The sequence below is a fragment of the Streptococcus sp. 53 genome (assembly GCF_013276565.1).
Taxonomy (GTDB): Bacteria; Bacillota; Bacilli; order Lactobacillales; family Streptococcaceae; genus Streptococcus.
This window is the reverse complement of record NZ_VMLG01000012.1, coordinates 44,076-64,382: the sequence shown is the minus strand read 5'-3', so window position 1 is coordinate 64,382 and position 20,307 is coordinate 44,076. Positions and strand designations below refer to the sequence as shown.

17 protein-coding genes, 1 pseudogene and 1 riboswitch are annotated in these 20,307 nt (G+C 40.3%); of the genes and pseudogenes, 14 read left to right on the top strand and 4 right to left on the bottom strand.

The genetic code is table 11. The features are described from left to right. Nucleotides 1–14: 14 nt before the first annotated feature. From HT722_RS04440 to HT722_RS04425, 4 genes are all read left to right on the top strand, one after another. On the top strand, nucleotides 15–797 hold the full coding sequence (locus tag HT722_RS04440; protein ID WP_050242630.1) for a sulfite exporter TauE/SafE family protein: 783 nt from the start codon (nucleotides 15–17) through the stop codon (nucleotides 795–797). A 65-nt stretch (nucleotides 798–862) separates the two neighbouring features. Then, complete coding sequence (locus HT722_RS04435; protein WP_173277761.1) at nucleotides 863–3,862, top strand: LamG-like jellyroll fold domain-containing protein; 3,000 nt, start codon at nucleotides 863–865, stop codon at nucleotides 3,860–3,862. A 231-nt stretch (nucleotides 3,863–4,093) separates the two neighbouring features. Next, the gene (ruvA, locus tag HT722_RS04430) at nucleotides 4,094–4,687 is read left to right on the top strand and encodes a Holliday junction branch migration protein RuvA (RefSeq protein WP_173277758.1); all 594 of its coding nucleotides are present in this window, start codon (nucleotides 4,094–4,096) and stop codon (nucleotides 4,685–4,687) included. Nucleotides 4,688–4,696: 9 nt separating this feature from the next. Then, nucleotides 4,697–5,260 (top strand): DNA-3-methyladenine glycosylase I, encoded by a 564-nt coding sequence (locus tag HT722_RS04425; RefSeq protein WP_173277756.1) that lies wholly within the window; start codon nucleotides 4,697–4,699, stop codon nucleotides 5,258–5,260. 67 nt (nucleotides 5,261–5,327) lie between these two features. Here the strand turns inward: HT722_RS04425 and HT722_RS04420 are convergent, their stop codons facing one another. The 4 genes from HT722_RS04420 to HT722_RS04405 form a co-directional block, all read right to left on the bottom strand. Then, on the bottom strand, nucleotides 5,328–5,591 hold the full coding sequence (locus tag HT722_RS04420) for a SemiSWEET family transporter (RefSeq protein WP_000166114.1): 264 nt from the start codon (nucleotides 5,589–5,591) through the stop codon (nucleotides 5,328–5,330). 104 nt (nucleotides 5,592–5,695) lie between these two features. Next, nucleotides 5,696–6,730, bottom strand: a complete 1,035-nt coding sequence (locus HT722_RS04415) for a S66 peptidase family protein (RefSeq protein ID WP_173277754.1) — start codon at nucleotides 6,728–6,730, stop codon at nucleotides 5,696–5,698. A gap of 306 nt (nucleotides 6,731–7,036) precedes the next feature. Further along, nucleotides 7,037–7,714 (bottom strand): DUF1129 domain-containing protein, encoded by a 678-nt coding sequence (locus tag HT722_RS04410; protein ID WP_173277752.1) that lies wholly within the window; start codon nucleotides 7,712–7,714, stop codon nucleotides 7,037–7,039. A gap of 11 nt (nucleotides 7,715–7,725) precedes the next feature. Further along, nucleotides 7,726–8,670: a magnesium transporter CorA family protein gene (locus HT722_RS04405; RefSeq protein ID WP_000815623.1), complete on the bottom strand. Its 945-nt coding sequence runs from the start codon at nucleotides 8,668–8,670 to the stop codon at nucleotides 7,726–7,728. A gap of 131 nt (nucleotides 8,671–8,801) precedes the next feature. Between HT722_RS04405 and uvrA the strand changes: the two genes are divergently transcribed. The 10 genes and pseudogenes from uvrA to HT722_RS04355 all read left to right on the top strand — a co-directional run bounded on the left by uvrA (nucleotide 8,802) and on the right by HT722_RS04355 (nucleotide 20,174). Continuing rightward, entirely contained in the window at nucleotides 8,802–11,633 is a 2,832-nt protein-coding gene (gene uvrA, locus HT722_RS04400; RefSeq protein ID WP_173219243.1) for an excinuclease ABC subunit UvrA, read from the top strand. Continuing rightward, a complete protein-coding gene (locus tag HT722_RS04395; RefSeq protein WP_049493919.1) occupies nucleotides 11,626–12,687 on the top strand; it encodes a Xaa-Pro peptidase family protein in 1,062 nt (353 codons plus the stop codon). Before uvrA ends, HT722_RS04395 begins: the two co-directional genes overlap by 8 nt. A 57-nt stretch (nucleotides 12,688–12,744) precedes the next feature. Next, nucleotides 12,745–12,895, top strand: a riboswitch (M-box (ykoK) riboswitch). 194 nt (nucleotides 12,896–13,089) lie between these two features. After that, complete coding sequence (gene mgtA / locus HT722_RS04390; RefSeq protein WP_173253146.1) at nucleotides 13,090–15,750, top strand: magnesium-translocating P-type ATPase; 2,661 nt, start codon at nucleotides 13,090–13,092, stop codon at nucleotides 15,748–15,750. 135 nt (nucleotides 15,751–15,885) lie between these two features. Further along, entirely contained in the window at nucleotides 15,886–16,284 is a 399-nt protein-coding gene (gene spx, locus HT722_RS04385) for a transcriptional regulator Spx (protein ID WP_000591165.1), read from the top strand. Between the two features lie 65 nt (nucleotides 16,285–16,349). Continuing rightward, nucleotides 16,350–16,919 (top strand): SP0191 family lipoprotein, encoded by a 570-nt coding sequence (locus HT722_RS04380; RefSeq protein ID WP_004269739.1) that lies wholly within the window; start codon nucleotides 16,350–16,352, stop codon nucleotides 16,917–16,919. Nucleotides 16,920–17,005: 86 nt separating this feature from the next. Next, the gene (locus HT722_RS04375; RefSeq protein ID WP_000507059.1) at nucleotides 17,006–17,272 is read left to right on the top strand and encodes an IreB family regulatory phosphoprotein; all 267 of its coding nucleotides are present in this window, start codon (nucleotides 17,006–17,008) and stop codon (nucleotides 17,270–17,272) included. 3 nt (nucleotides 17,273–17,275) lie between these two features. After that, complete coding sequence (ruvX, locus tag HT722_RS04370) at nucleotides 17,276–17,695, top strand: Holliday junction resolvase RuvX (RefSeq protein WP_004239076.1); 420 nt, start codon at nucleotides 17,276–17,278, stop codon at nucleotides 17,693–17,695. A 20-nt stretch (nucleotides 17,696–17,715) separates the two neighbouring features. Continuing rightward, nucleotides 17,716–18,021 (top strand): DUF1292 domain-containing protein, encoded by a 306-nt coding sequence (locus HT722_RS04365; protein ID WP_000017620.1) that lies wholly within the window; start codon nucleotides 17,716–17,718, stop codon nucleotides 18,019–18,021. 354 nt (nucleotides 18,022–18,375) lie between these two features. Further along, nucleotides 18,376–19,626 carry a folylpolyglutamate synthase/dihydrofolate synthase family protein gene (locus HT722_RS04360; protein ID WP_173253145.1) on the top strand — a complete coding sequence of 417 codons (1,251 nt, stop codon included), beginning with the start codon at nucleotides 18,376–18,378 and terminating at the stop codon, nucleotides 19,624–19,626. A gap of 83 nt (nucleotides 19,627–19,709) precedes the next feature. After that, nucleotides 19,710–20,174 (top strand): annotated as a pseudogene (locus HT722_RS04355) (SP_0198 family lipoprotein). Nucleotides 20,175–20,307 lie beyond the last annotated feature (133 nt).

Genomic DNA, 20,307 nt, shown 5'->3' with positions numbered 1-20,307 from the left:
AGTGAGATGTATATATGGAACAAAAAATATTATATTTCCTTGTCATCATAGTAGCTAATGCAATAGGGGCGGTATCCGGTATGGGAGGAGGCGTTATTATAAAACCGGTACTTGATTTTATTGCATGGGATAATGTGGCAACTATTTCCTTCTATTCCTCTGTTGCTGTATTTGTTATGTCGATTTCATCAACAGTCAGACAGATTCAGTCTGGTCAAAAGTTAAAAGTTATGGAACTAAGTTATCTTGCTATAGGTTCTATTTTTGGAGGATATATAGGTAGTCTACTATTTGACTGCCTTTTAGTTTTATCTGGGTCAAGAATAGCACAATTTGTTCAAGTAATTATCACAGTACTTATGTTGCTATTTGCTTTATTGGCTTCAAAAAAGTTTTTTAAACAATATAATTTTATTCACAAGACATGGTATTTTTTCTGTGGTTTTTTATTGGGAGCTATATCTAGTTTTTTAGGGATTGGTGGTGGTCCAATCAATGTATCTTTTTTTATAATTTTATTTGGATTACCTATAAAAAAAGCGACAGTTTATTCTATTGCCACTATTTTCTTCTCTCAACTTTCTAAAATTATTTCGTTAGTGTTGATTTCTAAATTTAATCAGTATGATAGCCGTATGCTTATGGTGATTATCATTGCTGCTATTTTTGGAGGAATTTTTGGAGCTAAATTCAGTAAAATTCTATCAGAAGATAAAATTGCGATAGTTTTTCAACTGGTTGTTGTCGCTGTTTTAGCATTAAATATTTATAATTTATTTGCAGTGGTTTTAGAGTAGATTTTACACGCTAATATAAAAATAAAAATTTAAAATGATATATATTAAAAATTGAAAGGGAAGTCATGAATCGATTTATAAAAAAATTATTTTTGAAAAATAATCACAGCTCATTCAAAAATTTAATCATATGTTTCAGTATAGTAGGACTTGGAATGTATTTTATGAATACTGAGAACGTATTTGCGAATCATTCAAACGAGTCTACTCACAAGGTTTCTCATTTATTGCCGAGAGAAAATGACCTGTCTGAAGGCTTAATTCAAAAGTTTGATTTTGAAGCGGATACCATAGGTTCTAATACCACGGTAGGAATAGATTCTAATTATTCCGGGACTCTTATTGGTAATCATGTTAAGATTATTGACTCAGGAGATGATGTATTCGGTAAAGTTGTAAATTTTGGAGAGGGCTCAGGTAGCTATATCAAAGTTAATGATTTAATAAACACAGCCAAAAATAGCTATACTTTTACAGTTTGGTTGAAATATGATAGTAGTATATCCGAAGTGAATTCTAATTCTTCAGCTGTTGTTTTTCAACAAGATGGACAAGGAAAGTCTTTGTTAAATATTAAAGCAAATGGACAACTTAATACATATATAGCCGCTGTGAATATTGATAGTAAAGCAGCTATAAAAAAGAATGAATGGGTACATATTGCAATTAGTTTCAATATCGAAGAATTGACCATATCGTATTATATAAACGGTTTGTTAGATAGTGTTAGTCCTCTTAATAAAAATACTGTGAATCAGCTAACCTCTCTCTTAATAGGTTCTCATAAAAATTTAGGGAATGACCCACATCAAATGAGAGGAAATTTAGATGATATTAGAATATATAACCGCGTCCTAAGTCATGATGAAGTGCAACAAATATATAATATTAAAGGTCAAAAAATATTTATAGATAATAAATTGTTTCCATTGTTAAAGATTGCTAAGGAAGTTATAGAGAGTGAGCGGACTAATAAATTAGAGAGTGATTATCAGACTTTACTGAAGCTAGTTGAAACGATTGAAGGCATTAAAGGAGACGAAAACATTGATGTTCTTAGATCATATTACAATGATTTAAACAGTTTAATAAAGAAGGTTCAAGCGAATGATTTGGTAAATATTTCAATTGACACAAGCAAGATTGAAAGGAAGATAGATGCAAAGCATATATTTGGTATCAATCATCGTTATGCATTCAATGGCTACGGTTCTTTTGATGAGAAGGAAAAGAAGGTACGAGATGAGTTTGTTAATCTCTACAAGAAAGCGGGATTTGGTTCCATAAGATATCCTGGTGGAACAATTTCTAATTTATTTAATTGGAAAACAGCTATTGGTCCTGTAGAGAGTCTAAGAAAACAAATTCATGGATTTTACAACAATCCAGGTCAAGTAGGAATTGAAGCAAATTTTGGTTTATCAGAAATCGCTACATTCGCACAGAATGTTGATTCTGAAATGGTCTATGTCTACAGTTTGGGAAGAGGTAATGCGCAAGATGTTTCAGATTTGATGGAATTTTTAAATGCTAGAATTGGAACGAATCCGAACGGAGGTGTGGATTGGGCTCAAGTTCGTGCTGATTTAGGGCATAGGGAACCATTTAACATTAAATTTTTTGAAATTGGGAACGAAATGAATCAAGGCGGTGCTGGTGGTGATGGAACAGTATCCCAATCTTATTGGACAGCGTTTGTTAAGGGAAAGAATACGGAGCAAGCTTACACAGAGGGAGGAACAGCTGTATTTAATCAACAATACGTAGTTGACGAAGAAAACTGGAATCAATCTGCCTCTAAAAGTAGCGGGAATGCTAATATGATTAAGTATATGCGCTATGCAAATGTGAATCCTAAAAAATACATAGATAATAAAATTGTTGATAATCCTAATTTTATAGCAATTGAAAAAGATTCAGTTAGAGTGTTTGTTGGAGACGGTAAGGAAAAAGAGGAATGGGAAGTTGTCACTAATTTTAATAATTCTGTTCAGACTTCAAAACACGTAGTTGTGGACTATAGTAATGGGTCTATCAAGTTTGGTGATGGTATTAAAGGGATGATTCCTAAGAAAGGGGTGTCTATTCGAGTTTCGTATTCCGTACAGAAGGATGGCTATGTTCAAATTGCGGAAAGTTTGAAACGCACAATGAAACAAATTTCAGAGACAGAAAACACAGAGAAGCAGGCATATGTATTTTCGAGTTATGAATCACCTCAGTTCATAAAACATATGGCTTTATTGAAGAAGAATCATCTTTACGATGGTTTAACGATTCATCCATATTCAGGTCATGTAAATGGTGGAAATAACCCCCTTACATTCTATGATAATGCAATGTTGAAAGCGGAAAACACAGGAATTAAACATGTCGCAGACTATGTAAAAATGTTACCTGAAGGGAAAGTTCCTGTTATCAGTGAGTACGGTATTTTTAGAAATACAGAACCGCAAGTAAGGTCGGTAACCCATGCTTTATATATTGCAAAAACACTACTAGAATATGTCAAATTAGGAAGCCCTTATATTCAAAAACATACTTTAGTGGATTGGTATAGTTCAGGTGGAGATTCTTTAGGACCTACACAACAGGCAGTAATACAAGCTGTTCCTCAAGCTGGTTCAGATAGAAAAACTGGTAAAGGGAATTATAAGTATTTTGCTACACCATCTGCTCTTGTTTTTGAAATGTTGAATAAAGGTGGTTTTGGAGATAATATTCTTAAGTCTTCAATAGAAAAATCTCCGAAACTTGAAAATGGAGTAACTAGTGTTTCAACACTTGTTAGTAAAGACGATGTTGGGAATGTTTATGTTGCACTTACAAATGTTAATCGTGTAAATGGTTATGATATAAATATCAATTTTGAGGGCATAGACGAGAGTATGGATGGCTCAGTTGTAGAAGTTAAAAAAATGACATCTAAAAATATAAATGATGAGAATTCTTTGACAGAGCCTGATAAAGTTCATATTGAGAATTCTGAATTTACATATACAAAAGGTATGACTTATACGATTCCTCAACATAGCTTTATTATTTTAAAATTTAAAGTTAAGTAGAGTGAATCAGAGCAAAAATAAAAGATAAAAAACGAACGAAAAGTATTCTAAGCTTTTTAAGAATGCAATTCGTTCGTTTAATTTTGTTATTACTTTTTTGAAATATTCTTTTTCAGACTGTTACTCTACAAAATGCTGACAGATAGGAACTTTCTTATGATATTGAAGGTTAGGGTCTAAAGTATGGTATACTATAAAGTAGATTAAATAGTAGACGAGAAAAGGAAAACTATGTACGAATATTTAAAAGGAATCATTACCAAAATCACTGCTAAATACATTGTTCTTGAAGTCAACGGTATTGGTTATATCCTGCATGTGGCTAATCCCTATGCCTACTCAGGACAGGTTAATCAAGTAGCTCAGATTTATGTGCATCAAGTCGTGCGTGAGGACGCCCATCTGCTTTATGGATTTCGCTCAGAAGATGAGAAAAAGCTCTTTCTTAGTCTGATTTCGGTCTCTGGGATTGGGCCGGTATCAGCTCTTGCTATTATCGCTGCTGATGACAATGCTGGCCTGGTTCAAGCTATTGAAACCAAGAATATCACCTACTTGACCAAGTTCCCTAAAATTGGCAAGAAAACAGCCCAGCAGATGGTGCTGGACTTGGAAGGCAAGGTAGTAGTTGCAGGAGATGACCTTCCTGCCAAGGTGGCAGTGCAAGCTAGCGCTGAAAACCAAGAACTGGAAGAAGCCATGGAAGCCATGTTGGCTCTGGGCTACAAGGCAACCGAGCTCAAGAAAATCAAGAAATTCTTCGAAGGAACGACAGATACAGCTGAGAACTATATCAAGTCGGCCCTTAAAATGTTGGTCAAATAGGAGCAGAGCATGCCAAAACGTTGTTCGTGGGTCAAGATGACCAATCCGCTCTACATTGCCTACCATGATGAGGAGTGGGGCCAGCCCCTCCATGATGACCAAGCATTGTTTGAGTTGTTGTGTATGGAAACCTATCAGGCTGGTCTGTCTTGGGAAACGGTGCTCAACAAACGCCAGGCTTTCCGAGAAGCATTTTATGGCTATCAAATTCAAGCGGTCGCAGAGATGACAGACACCGAACTGGAAGACTTGCTAGAGAATCCAGCCATCATTCGAAATAGAGCCAAGATTTTTGCTACACGCGCTAATGCCCAATCATTGCTACAGTTACAGGCAAAGTACGGCTCTTTTGATGCCTATCTTTGGTCTTTTGTTGAGGAGAAAACTGTCGTTAATGATGTTCCCGATTACCGCCAAGCTCCAGCTAAAACCGCTTTGTCTGAGAAATTAGCCAAAGATCTAAAAAAACGAGGTTTCAAGTTCACAGGCCCAGTCGCAGTCTTATCTTTTCTACAAGCAGCAGGCCTGGTTGATGATCACGAGAATGATTGTGAGTGGAAAAGCGGTCACTAGCATATCTGAGAATATAGAAAAAAGCTGAGAAATTTTTCCCAGCTTTTTATATATACTATTAGATTTGTTAGAGTGAAGTCAAAAAAGTGATTCCACCTAAAATAACACCAGCTGAATTTGGAATGATTAGTATCCAATCTTTCTTAGGTTCCTTTGTCCATCCATAAATAACCCAGATTAAGCAAGATATAGCAGCTGATAAAGGTTGAAATGGTTGAGCTTTATTTCCCTGTAAATTAGCGATAATTTGAGGTATGTAGGCAATAAATACTATAATTCCAATAAAGGCACCAATAGAACCTACGATTCGATTAATTTTTTGTTTTGTCATATACACCTCCTTCAAAAGGATATCATAGAAATTAGCGAAATGCAATAAATTCAGATACAAATGTAACGAAAACCAATACAAAAGCACAAAAATAGAAAAACTATTTATTTTTTGTTATAGTCAAATCGGATGACTTGCTCCTTTGCATCTACATAGGCGTGGACTCCGAAGGGTACAATGGCTCTTGGAGTTGCGTGGCCGACATTTAGATTATAGATAATCGGGATATTGCTGTCAATAATATCCAATAGTGCCTCTTTATAGTCGTCATAGAAAGTTTCATCCATAGGTTTTCCGACCAGGAGTCCACTGATGACCTCGAATATGCTAGTGTCCTTTAAAGTCTGCAACATCTTTTTGAAGTCTTCCGGCTCAGGCTTTTCTTCGCTTGTTTCGAGCAAGAGGATTTTTCCTTCCCAGTCTGACAAGTCAGGGAAAAGTTTGTATTTTTGGCAGAGCTCCGTGCTATCTGTGTATCGAGAGTTGTCAAAGATATCATAGAGGGACTCAAGACACCCACCGAGGATTTTTCCCTCGAACTGGGCATTTCCTTGCAACAACTCCAAACCAGTATTTGCATGACTGATACGATGTGTCCCCAGAGCCTTGGGACTAAAATCAGTCCTTTCCTCATACCAAACATTGCTAGGGCGGATTTCTGAGATTCTTCCCGTCTCAATCAATTCTTTGAAGTAGTGAAGGCTATAGGCTAGCATTTCCTTGTCCAATTCACAAATGTCTGCTAAAAAGGATTGCCCATAAAAAGTCTTGATTCCTAGTTTATGCAACATGAGATGGTTCATGGTTGTATCTGAGAAGCCAAGAAAAATTTTTTGTTTGATAACCTTTTGGAGTTGGTCATTTTCAAAAAGATAAGGTAGTAAGCGATAGGTATCGTCTCCACCGATGGCACAAAGGATCATATCGATGCTATCATCAGAAAAGGCATGAATCAAATCCTCTGCACGAGCTTCAGGATGGTTCTTGATAAAGTCTAATCCATTTAGCGAATGGGGCAAAAAGATAGGATTGAGTCCCAGGTCCTTGAGACGTTGGACGCCCAAGTCCACTTCGTGTTTGACAAAGTCCTCTCCGATAATGCCACTAGATAAACTAACAATACCAATAGTAGAAACCATATCTCATCCTCCTAGAAATAGATTGAGCTTATTTTATCACAAAAGATTAGATAGAGCTATGTGGGATGTCAGAAGAATACTTTTAATACTCTTCGAAAATCTCTTCAAACCACGTCAGCTTTGCCTTGCCGTACTCAAGTACAGCCTGCGGCTAGCTTCCTAGTTTGCTCTTTGATTTTCATTGAGTATGAGCCTATTTTATCACAAAAGATAAGAGAAAGCTATGTGGGATGTCAGAAGAATACTTTAAAATCAAGAAAGTAAGTGAAAAAGCAACCGCACCTGCAGTTGCTTTTATCATTCTTCTTAATAACGTGTTGGTCCTGCACTTGCGCTTCGGATGTTCAAGCGTTTCTTGAGATAGAAGCGAAGGGCTAGGAGGGCTGCTCCGATAATAGCCAGCGGCAATGGAGCAAGTACTGGGTTAAGGCTAGCTGGTAGGAAGCTTGTTGCAAAGAAGACAAACAACCAAAGGAACATAGAGGCTAGGATAACCAGTACAGATTTCCAGAAAGGTGGACGTTGACTGCGGTCCATATCTGGTCCATAGTATTGGTAAACAAAGTAGTACATCAAGTAGAAGGCAAATCCACCAACCAGTCCAACTAATAGGAGGGTAATCAAACCATAGCCGAGAGCTTGGTCTGCCGCAAAGAAGGTTGTGAGAGCGCTGACGAGGGCAAAGAGGCTAGTGATGAAAAGGGCTGAGTCCATAATCATGAGTTTTGGATCATCATTTTCTTTTGGATGCTCTTTTTCATATTGTTCCTTGACAGTGAAGCTGTGTGCCCAGTGGGTCGGTGCGCCATAGAGGGAACGAGCAGTCGTACCCTTGGCTTGCTCTTCAAGGATTTGGGGAATAACTTCCTCAAAAATAGCCTTGATTTCAGCATCTGTTTTTCCATCTTTGATGAATTGTTGGGTAGCGATGTGGACAAATTCTTGGTTTTTCTTAGTTAATTTTTGTAGATCAATCTGAGACATAGGAACTCCTCTTAGAACCATTTTTTATGGATGAGATAGAGAGTGAGCGAGACACTCATAGCAAAGGCGATAAAGACGATTAACCAGAAGGCATTTGGCTCACCGTTTAGGGGGATTTCATTATCCTTAAAGTTCATCCCGTAGGCAGAGAAGACCATGGTTGGGATGGACATGACGATGGTCACAAGGGCCAAGGTTTTCATGATGTTGTTCTGGTTGTTGGAAATGATAGAGGCGAAGGTCTCTGTCATAGAATGCAAGACGTTTCCATAAATGTCTGCCATCTCGATGGCCTGTTGGGTTTCAATCAGGGTATCTTCAAGCAGGTCTTCGTCCTCAAGGTATTTCTTGATATTGCTGGTTGAGCTGGTCAATTTCTTAATCACACGCTCATTTGTTTTGAGGGAAGCCTTGAAATAGACGATGGTTTTTTCCAATTCCATGAGTTCAATCAATTCTTCATTTCGAGTTGATTGATGCAGTTGACTTTCGATTTGCTCACTCTTGCGGTCAATTGAACGAAGGGCTGTTAGGTAAAGCTCTGCATTGCGATAGAGAATTTGGAAGATAAAACGCGAACGCATGAAGGTGTAGAAATTACGCAATCGACGGTTGATAAAGACATCGAGGACCGGTAATGGTTCCAAACACGTAGTGATAATGGTTTCCTCGGTGATGATAATACCAAGCGGGATGGTTACGTAGTAGGTGCGGTTATTTCTTTCTTCTGTGACCGGCACGTCTACGATAATCAGGGTATACTCGTCTTCAATGGTAATACGAGACATTTCTTCCGCATCGAGCGGTGCTCGAAGGTCGGCGATATCAATATCGAAGGCGTTGGCGATTTCGAGTGATTCATTTTGAGTTGGATTAACGAGATTGATCCAAGTACCCGGTTCAAGCGTATCGATCTCTTTAAATTCAGTTGTTGTAGAGAGAAAAACTTGTTTCATATCCCTTATCCTTTCTCATTTTTCAGATTTTTTCACACCGTACTATTATACTACAAAATCAGCCTTTTGGGTAATAGAATCTCACTTTTTTTGGTATAATGGTAAGCAATAATGGACTAGAAAGAACAAAGATGCAAGATAAAATTGTCATTCATGGGGCGCGTGCCCATAATTTAAAAAATATTGATGTGGAGATTCCACGAGACAAGTTGGTTGTCGTGACCGGCTTGTCAGGTTCAGGGAAATCCAGTCTGGCCTTTGATACCCTCTATGCCGAGGGACAACGGCGCTATGTAGAGAGTTTGTCAGCCTATGCTCGTCAATTCTTGGGAAATATGGAGAAGCCTGATGTAGATGCCATTGATGGTCTGAGCCCAGCTATTTCCATCGACCAGAAAACGACTAGCAAAAACCCTCGCTCGACGGTGGGAACAACGACTGAAATCAACGACTATCTGCGTCTCCTCTACGCGCGTGTGGGGACGCCTTACTGTATCAACGGGCATGGAGCTATCAAGGCCTCTTCTGTGGAGCAAATTGTGGATAAGGTTTTGGAGTTACCTGAACGCCAGCGCCTGCAAATTTTAGCTCCTGTCATCCGCAAGAAAAAAGGTCAACATAAGAGTGTTATTGAGAAGGTTCAGAAAGACGGTTATGTCCGTGTCCGTGTGGATGGGGAAGTCTATGATGTGACCGAAGTGCCAGAGTTGTCTAAGAGCAAGCAACACAATATTGATGTCGTAGTTGACCGTATTGTCATCAAGGAGGGCATTCGTAGCCGTCTCTTTGATTCCATTGAGGCTGCCCTTCGTATCGCAGAAGGTTATGTCATTATCGACACTATGGACGACTCTGAGTTATTGTTCTCTGAGCACTATGCCTGTCCAGTTTGCGGTTTTACTGTCCCAGAGTTAGAGCCACGTCTCTTCTCCTTCAATGCTCCTTTTGGTTCTTGTAGTGAGTGTGACGGCTTGGGCATCAAGCTGGAGGTGGATACTGATTTGGTGGTGCCAGATGCCAGCAAAACGCTACGCGAGGGAGCCTTGGCTCCTTGGAATCCTATCTCATCCAACTACTATCCAAACATGCTAGAGCAGGCTATGACAGCCTTTGGAGTGGATATGGATAAGCCTTTTGAGGACTTGTCAGAAGAAGATAAGAACTTGATTTTCTATGGTTCAGATGGCAAGGAATTCCATTTCCACTATGAAAATGAATTTGGTGGCGTGCGCGATATTGACATTCCGTTTGAAGGAGTTGTCAATAATATCAAGCGTCGTTATCACGAGACAAACAGCGATTACACTCGCACCCAGATGCGCCTCTACATGAATGAGCTGACCTGCGGAACCTGTCACGGTTATCGTCTCAATGACCAGGCCTTGTCTGTCCGTGTGGGCGGCGAGCAAGGGCCACATATCGGAGAAATTTCAGACCTGTCTATCGCAGACCACTTGGAGTTGGTGAGTCAGTTAACCTTGTCTGAAAATGAAGCCATCATCGCCCGTCCCATTCTCAAGGAAATCAAGGACCGCTTGACCTTCCTGAATAACGTGGGTCTCAACTATCTGACCCTATCTCGTTCAGCAGGAACCCTTTCAGGTGGGGAAAGTCAGCGCATTCGCTTGGCGACCCAGATTGGTTCCAACTTATCAGGTGTCCTTTATATCCTGGATGAGCCGTCAATCGGTCTCCACCAGAGGGACAATGACCGCCTGATTGCCAGTCTGAAAAAGATGCGCGATTTAGGTAATACCCTCATCGTGGTGGAACATGACGAAGATACCATGCGTGAGGCGGATTATCTGATTGACGTTGGTCCCGGTGCCGGTGTTTTTGGTGGGGAGATTGTTGCGGCAGGAACCCCTAAGCAAGTGGCTCGCAACAGCAAGTCTATCACAGGTCAGTACTTGTCAGGCAAACGTGCCATTCCAGTGCCAGACGAGCGCCGTACCGGAAATGGTCGTTTTATCGAAGTGACAGGTGCGCGTGAGAACAACCTGCAAAATGTCACAGCTCGCTTTCCACTAGGAAAATTCATCGCGGTGACAGGTGTGTCAGGTTCAGGGAAATCGACCTTAATTAACAGCATCCTCAAAAAAGCCATTGCTCAAAAACTCAACCGCAATTCAGACAAACCTGGTAAGTTTAAAACGATTACAGGGATTGAGCATGTAGACCGCTTGATTGATATTGACCAAAGTCCTATCGGACGAACGCCGAGGTCTAACCCTGCTACCTATACAGGAGTTTTTGACGATATACGTGACCTTTTTGCCCAGACAAATGAAGCCAAGATTCGAGGCTACAAGAAGGGGCGTTTCAGTTTCAATGTCAAGGGTGGTCGCTGTGAAGCCTGCTCAGGTGACGGGATTATCAAGATTGAGATGCACTTCTTGCCAGATGTTTATGTGGCTTGTGAAGTTTGCCACGGGACCCGTTACAACAGTGAAACCCTAGAAGTTCACTATAAGGAAAAGAATATCTCGCAAGTCTTGGATATGACCGTCAACGATGCGGTGGAGTTCTTCCAACACATTCCAAAGATTCAACGTAAACTTCAGACCATCAAGGATGTGGGACTGGGCTATGTGACGCTAGGTCAACCAGCTACCACCCTTTCTGGGGGAGAAGCTCAGCGTATGAAGTTGGCTAGCGAACTTCACAAACGATCGACAGGAAAATCTTTCTACATTCTGGATGAGCCGACGACAGGACTCCATACAGAGGATATCGCTCGCTTGCTTAAAGTCTTGGCTCGCTTTGTTGACGATGGCAATACAGTCCTCGTCATTGAGCACAATCTGGATGTTATCAAGACGGCAGACCATATTATTGACTTGGGACCTGAGGGCGGTGTCGGTGGTGGAACCATCATCGCAACAGGAACTCCAGAAGAAGTAGCGGCCAACGAAGCAAGCTACACAGGACACTATTTGAAAGGAAAGTTACATCATGAATAAACGCGTACAAGCATTTCTAGCTAAAATGCAAGAAAAAGAACTAGATGGTATCATCATCAACAATCTTAAAAACGTCTACTACTTGACTGGTTTTTGGGGGTCAAACGGAACAGTCTTTATCAGCCGTGATCGTCAGGTCTTGGTGACAGACTCTCGCTATATCATTGCGGCCAAGCAAGAAACCAGTGGTTTTGAGATTGTGGCTGACCGTGATGAATTGGCTGTCATTGCGGGTATTGTTAAGGACATGGGCTTGTCTCGAATCGGTTTTGAGGACGAGATTTCAGTCTCTTATTATCACCGTATGCAGGCAGCTTTTGCAGGTTTGGACTTGCTTCCACAGACTCAGTTTGTTGAAGGTCTTCGAATGATTAAGGATGAAGCGGAGATTGCAGCTATTCGCAAGGCTTGTTCTATCTCAGACCAAGCTTTCCGCGATGCGCTTGACTTTATTAAGCCAGGAAAGACTGAAATTGAGATTGCCAACTTCCTTGACTTCCGCATGCGTGAGTTGGGAGCATCTGGCTTGTCTTTTGACACTATCCTAGCCAGCGGTATCAACTCTTCTAAACCCCATGCCCATCCCATGCACAAACCAGTGGAATTGGGAGAAGCCATTACCATGGATTTCGGCTGCCTATATGACCACTATGTCAGTGATATGACACGAACTATCTACTTGGGGCATGTTAGCGACGAGCAGGCAGAGATTTACAATACGGTTTTGAAAGCCAACCAAGCCTTGATTGACCAGGCTAAGGCTGGCTTAGGTTTCCGTGACTTTGACAAAATTCCTCGTGATATTATCATCGAGGCAGGCTATGGCGACTACTTTACCCACGGTATTGGACACGGTATTGGACTGGATATCCATGAAGAGCCTTACTTTAGCCAAACTTCTACAGAAACTATTAAGGCAGGTATGGCATTGACAGATGAGCCAGGTATCTATATCGAAGGCAAATATGGCGTTCGTATCGAGGATGATATTCTGATTACAGAGACAGGTTGTGAATTATTGACCCTTGCTCCAAAAGAGTTGATAGTTATTTAAGAGTTAAACAACTCAAATGATTGACTTTTAAATTTTAAAGGTTTATACTGAAAGACGAAAACGGTAGGTGAGGCTACCATAGGGATACGGATGACTACCGCAAAGCAGTGGAGACACTACTCGTTGGTCAACAGTCCTGGTCGCGAAGGCCAAGACTAAGCTCATTACATTGCCCTATGGAGTTAAAGCTTGAACGAAAAACAGATAATTAGTTTTTTAATCCTGCCATTTTATGGTGGGATTTTCTACTGTTTAAATCAAAGAAAGGAGATAAACGATGCAAATTGACGATCATCCGGAACCGCACATACACAGCCAATCGCTGATTTGTGTCGTTCTGTCCTTATAAAGTGATTGGTCTCTGTGTATGAAACACATCATTCATACAGATAGGAGAAACCAATGAAAACTACAAAAGAAAGATTAGCAACAGCTATTCATACATCTTTAAACGAAACTCTATCTTTTTATAAGACAAGTCTAACAGGCTTGACTGAGGAGCAGGTGGAGAAAAATCGTGACCTATATGGCGAAAATACCATCACAAAGGGTCAAGAAGACAGTATCCTCAAAAAGATTTACGAATCCATTATCAATCCTTTTACGATTATCTTACTGGTCATCGCCGTGATTTCCTTGGTGACCAATGTCTGGTTGGCAAAACCAGGTCAAGAGGATCCGACGACTTCTATTATCATCGTTGTCCTAGTCCTCATTTCTGGTGGCATACGCTTTGTCCAAGAACTCCGTAGTGATAAGGCTGCGACCAATCTATCAAAAATGATTGTCAACACAGCGACTGTCATTCGTCAAGGAGAAATTCAAGAAGTACCTATCGATGATTTGGTAGTGGGTGACGTGGTTAAATTAAGCGCTGGAGACATGATTCCAGCAGATCTTCTTTTATTTGAGTCGCGCGATTTCTTTGTACAACAGTCGGGCTTGACAGGTGAAAGTGAATCGGTTGAAAAATTGGCCTTGACCAAGGCAACAGTTCAACAATCTGATAGTCTGCTAGAAGCAGAAGCGCTCTCCTTTATGGGAACCAATGTCTTGTCTGGTAGTGCCAAGGCCGTGGTTTTAGCAGTTGGTGATGATACCATGATGGGGGCCATTGAGCAGACTTTGAACACCTATGATGAGCCTACTTCGTTTGAACGGGAGATGAATAGTATTTCGTGGCTCTTGATTCGTTTGATGCTGGTCATGGTGCCTATCGTTTTCTTGTCCAATGGTTTAACAGATGGAGATTGGTTAGAAGCTGGCGTATTTGCTTTGAGTGTTGGTGTTGGATTGACACCTGAGATGCTTCCTATGATTATCACGGCCAGTCTAGCAAAGGGCTCCATCATTATGGCCAAGGAAAAAGTGGTTATCAAGAAACTCAATGCCATACAGGACTTAGGGGCGATTGATATTTTGTGTACAGATAAGACAGGAACTCTAACCCAAGACGAAATTGTCCTTGAATATCCCTTGGACATCCACGGACGCTTGGATTTGACCGTCTTGAGACGAGCTTATCTCAATTCTTATTTTCAAACGGGCTTGAAAAATTTGATGGACAGAGCCATCATCAAACGGACTGAAAAGGAAGCCAAAGAACACACCCTCTTACAAAATCTGGATCAAACTTTTCAAAAAATAGATGAGCTTCCCTTTGATTTTGAACGTAGACGGATGAGTGTTATCGTTAAGGATGAACACGAAGTTGTTAGTTTGGTAACCAAGGGTGCCCTAGAGGAAATGTTGACGATTTCCAGTTATGCGGAATACCAAGGAGTGATTACTCCCTTGACAGATGTTATTAGAGAAGAAATTTTAGCAGAAGTCAGACAACTAAATCAACAAGGTTTGCGTGTCTTGGGAGTGGCCTATAAGTCAGGTTTGAGGGAAGGCCATGCCTATACAGTTGATGATGAAGGGGAGATGATTCTAACTGGTTATTTAGCCTTCCTAGATCCTCCTAAACCATCTGCAGCACCAGCAATTAAGGCTCTATTAGAACATGGAGTTCAAACAAAAATTTTGACGGGAGACAACGAAAAAGTTACCCAAGCAGTCTGTGAAAAGGTTGGTTTGGATATCAATCAGATGCTGTTAGGATCTGAAATCGATCAGATGAGTGATCAAGAATTGGCTCAAGCCGTGGAGGAGGTAACCGTCTTTGCCAAGCTTTCACCTGACCAAAAAGCAAGGATTATTTTGCAATTTAAGGCTAATGGTCATGCTGTAGGCTATATGGGAGATGGGATCAATGATGCTCCTTCTATGAAAGTTGCAGATGTGGGAATTTCTGTTGATACAGCAGTAGATATTGCCAAAGAAACAGCTGATGTTATCCTACTTGATAAGGATCTCATGGTGCTTGAAAAAGGACTTGTTGAAGGGCGTAAGGTCTATGCCAATATGACCAAATATATCAAAATGACAGTGAGTTCTAATTTTGGAAATATCTTATCCCTATTGGTCTCTGGAATCTTTTTGCCATTTTTACCAATGGCACCAGTCCATTTGATTATCCTAAATCTAGTCTATGATTTGTCTTGTATTGCCTTGCCTTTTGACAAGGTGGATAAAGATTTTTTGAGAAATCCGCATACCTGGGAAGCTAAGTCCATCACACGTTTCATGATTTGGATGGGGCCTATATCTTCTGCCTTTGATATTTTGACCTTTATTTTGCTCTATTTTATCATTGTACCCATGACGACAGGTCAAGCTTATGTTCATGGGGCAGAGTCTGCCGTAGGATTTATTGTCTTGTTTCAGACAGGTTGGTTTATCGAGTCCATGTGGTCACAGACCATGGTTATTCATATGCTGCGTTCAGCTAAAATTCCCTTTTTACAAAGTCGTCCGGCTTGGCTAGTCCTTGTGACAACCTTATTGGCTGCAGCCTTTGTGACCTTCCTTCCCTACAGTCCACTCGCAATCCTACTTCATCTAACTCCTTTAAAACCGATTTATTTCATCTTTTTACTTTTCATCATTATTTTGTATATGATTAGCGTGACAATTGTGAAAAAAATTTATATCAAGAAATATCAAGAATGGCTGTAAATTTTATTTTGTCAAGAAAAAAGTACGAAAATGACGAAAAAAGTCAAAAAAATTTAAAAATAGGTCGCAAGTCGGATGTTTTTTATGGTATAATAGACTAAACTGATAGTAACATGTAGCGAAAGGGGTAGGTACATGATTAAAATTTATACAGTCTCAAGTTGTACTAGCTGTAAAAAAGCAAAAACCTGGCTCAATGCCCACCAGTTAAGTTATAAAGAACAAAACCTTGGTAAAGAAGGAATTACGAGAGAAGAATTACTGGATATTCTAACCAAAACAGATAACGGAATAGCCAGCATCGTTTCGTCTAAAAATCGCTATGCCAAAGCCCTTGGAGTGGATATTGAAGATTTGAGTGTCAATGAAGTCCTTAATCTGATTATGGAAACACCGAGAATTTTAAAGAGCCCAATCCTTGTGGATGAAAAACGCCTGCAAGTTGGCTATAAGGAAGACGATATTCGTGCCTTCCTACCACGCTCTGTCCGTAATGTAGAAAATGCAGAAGCACGTTTGCGTGCAGCTCTATAAACATCAAGGCTGGGAGCAATTCCCAGTCTTATTCTATTTTAATTTCAAAAAGAAAGAAGAAAGAAATGAAAAAAATAGTTCTTGTTAGTCTAGCTTTCCTTTTTGTCCTGGTTGGTTGCGGACAGAAAAAGGAAACTGGACCAGCTACAAAAACAGAAAAGGATACGCTTCAGTCGGCATTGCCAGTTATTGAGAATGCTGAGAAGAATACAGTTGTGACCAAGACTTTGGTCTTGCCCAAGTCAGATGATGGTAGCCAGCAGACACAAACCATTACTTACAAAGACAAGACTTTTTTGAGCTTAACGATTCAACAAAAACGTCCAGTCTCAGATGAGTTGAAGACCTATATTGACCAACATGGAGTGGAAGAAACTCAAAAAGCTCTTCTTGAGGCGGAGGAGAAGGATGAGTCCATCATAGAAGCTCGTAAATTGGCAGGATTTAAGCTTGAAACCAAATTATTGAGTGCAACAGAACTTCAAACAACAACTAGTTTTGATTTTCAAGTTCTGGATGTCAAGAAGGCTTCTCAGTTAGAATATTTGAAGAATATTGGCTTAGAAAATCTCTTGAAGAATGAACCAAGCAAATATATTTCAGACAGATTGGCAAATGGCGCGACAGAACAATAGAAAATCCAAATAAATAGACTGCCTGAATTGTAGAACGTAAGGAATTATGCTATAATGGTACTATTCTAAGGAAAGAGGGTGTTAGAATGGGATTTACTGAAGAAACAGTACGTTTTAAATTGGACGATTCCAATAAAAAAGAAATTAGCGAAACTTTGACTGATGTCTATGCTTCGTTGAACGATAAGGGCTACAACCCAATCAACCAAATCGTAGGTTACGTATTGAGTGGAGACCCTGCCTACGTTCCTCGTTATAATAATGCACGAAATCAAATCCGTAAGTATGAGCGTGATGAAATCGTTGAGGAATTGGTCCGCTACTACCTTAAAGGACAAGGAGTCGATCTGTAACCTATGAGAATTATGGGATTGGACGTCGGTTCAAAAACGGTAGGGGTGGCGATTAGCGATCCGCTCGGTTTTACGGCTCAAGGACTTGAAATCATCCAAATCAATGAGGAGCAAGGCCAATTTGGTTTTGACCGCGTTAAGGAGTTGGTTGATACTTATAAGGTGGAACGATTTGTAGTGGGCTTGCCTAAAAACATGAACAATACAAGCGGACCGCGCGTAGAAGCTAGTCAAGCATACGGAGCAAAGCTAGAAGAGCTTTTTGGTTTACCAGTAGACTATCAAGATGAACGCTTGACAACAGTGGCCGCTGAGCGTATGTTGATTGAACAAGCAGATATCAGTCGCAATAAGCGCAAGAAAGTCATTGATAAGTTAGCAGCTCAGCTGATTTTACAAAATTATTTAGATAGAAAATTTTAATATAATATAAAGGAGAGGCTATGTCACACGATCATAACCACGACCACGAAGAACGTGAACTAATTACACTAGTAGATGAGCAAGGAAATGAAACCTTGTTTGAAATCCTTTTGACGATTGATGGAAAAGAAGAATTTGGTAAAAACTATGTTCTTCTAGTACCAGTTAACGCAGAAGAAGACGAAGACGGACAAGTTGAAATCCAAGCTTACTCATTCATCGAAAACGAAGATGGAACAGAAGGCGAATTGCAACCAATCCCAGAAGACTCAGAAGACGAATGGAACATGATTGAAGAAGTCTTCAACAGCTTTATGGAGGAGTAAAAACATCCAGTGGACGTGTTTAGCCCTGCGCTAGAAAATAGAAACGCAGGCATATCCAGTGAACATTTTTACCCCAGTTCCTTAAAATAAGAGAGAACTGGTAAGTCCGGGGGACGTTTTTAGCCTGACGCTAAAAATAAAGACCGTAAGTAAGTCTGGGAGACTGTATCAGCCTAGCTCCTTGAAATAAGAGAGCTGGTGAATCTGGGTGGCGTTTTTAGCCCACGTTAATATCCATAGTTGCTAGTGATTAGCTAACCAGGTAAGAGGTCGGGATGAAAATCCTGACCTCATTTTTTGTTATCTACGGAATTTTGCTAGATAATTGATTAGACTTTTGTCAAGGAGATGTATATGTTTGAAGTAGAAGAATGGCTCCATAGTCGGATTGGTTTGAATTTTCGATCAGGTTTGGGCCGAATGCAACAAGCGGTGGATTTGTTGGGGAATCCCGAGAAGTCTTATCCTATTATCCACGTCACTGGGACTAATGGGAAAGGTTCTACCATTGCTTTTATGAGGGAGTTATTTATGGGGCATGGCAAAAAAGTTGCGACCTTTACCTCCCCTCATATCGTCTCTATTAATGATCGAATCTGCATTAATGGACAACCTATAGCAGACGCAGACTTTATCCGTTTAGCTGAGCAGGTCAAGGAGATGGAAAAAACGCTTCTGCAAACCCATGATCAGTTGTCCTTTTTTGAATTGCTGACCTTGATTGCTTTTCTCTACTTTAGGGAGCAAGCGGTGGATTTGGTTTTACTAGAAGTGGGAATTGGTGGTTTACTAGACACGACTAATGTGGTAACTGGAGAGCTTGCTGTCATTACTTCCATTGGACTTGACCATCAGGAGACTCTGGGTGACAGTGTAGCAGCAATTGCAGAGCAGAAAGCAGGTATTTTTAAGGCTGGTAAAAAGGCAGTGATTGCGAAATTGCCTCCAGAAGCTAGGCTTGTCTGTCAGAAAAAAGCCGAATCTTTAGCTGTTGACCTTTATCAGGCAAGCCAAGATTTTTCAATGCTGAATGGGGATTTTTCAAGTTCTTTACTAAATATTTCGCAGTTGAAAATAGGCTTAGAAGGAGCTTATCAGCAGGAAAATGCAGCCTTGGCGTTGCAAACTTTTCTTCTTTTTATGGGAGAAAGAAAGGAATCTGTTGATGAGCAGGTTGTAAGAAAGGCTTTGGAGAAGACCCATTGGGCTGGCCGTTTGGAGCGTATTTGTCCTCAGATTTACTTGGACGGTGCTCATAACCTTCCTGCCTTGACTCGCCTGGTGGAGTTTATCAAAGAAAAAGAGCAGGAAGGCTATCGTCCTCAAATCCTATTTGGAGCCTTGAAACGTAAGGATTATCAAGGGATGTTGGCTTATCTGACTGAGAATTTGCCTCAGGTGGAACTCAAGGTGACTGGTTTTGACTATCAGGGAGCTTTGGACGAAAGGGATGTGACAGGTTACGATATAGTTTCTTCTTACCGAGAATTTATCAGCAGTTTTGAAGAAAGAGCAGATACGCAGGACTTGTTATTCATTACAGGGTCTCTCTATTTTATCTCAGAAGTACGGGGCTACCTACTGGGGCATGAGCAGATGAATTGAACTCCTTTTTTGAACTTGTTATACTAGGGGAATTGCTGGTTAGAGAAAATTTCTCTAAATTGGTAGCAGAAAGGAAATCCATCATGAAATTAAAAAGATTCACACTTTCTCTTGCTTCTCTAGCAAGTCTTAGTCTCTTAGTAGCTTGTTCACAAAGAGCTCAACAGATTCAACAACCAGCAGCTCAAGCGCAAACACAACAAACTCAGCAATCACAACCTGCTGCTTCATCGTCTACAGAAAATACAAACTAGGTAGCAACAAGTTCTTCACAAAATGCGCCCGAGGCTCAACCGACCGATATTGATGGAACTTATACTGGTCAGGATGAAGGAGGCCGTATCACTTTGGTAGTGACTGGTACAACTGGTACATGGACTGAGTTCGAATCTGACGGGAATCAGAAAGTCAAACAGCTCACATTTGATGCAGCAAATCAACGCATGATTATTGGCGATGATGTCAAAATTTACACTGTAAACGGTAATCAAATCGTCGTAGATGATATGGATAGAGACCCATCGGACCAAATCGTTTTAGCTAAATAAGACTATGCAAGTAGAAAGTGCTGGATTTTTCATCCTTTTTACTTTTACCTAGAAAATAATCATAAATACTTGCCTTCTGTCGAATACCTGAGTTATACTAGTATCAATTACCTGTTTTTAGCATTCATACTCT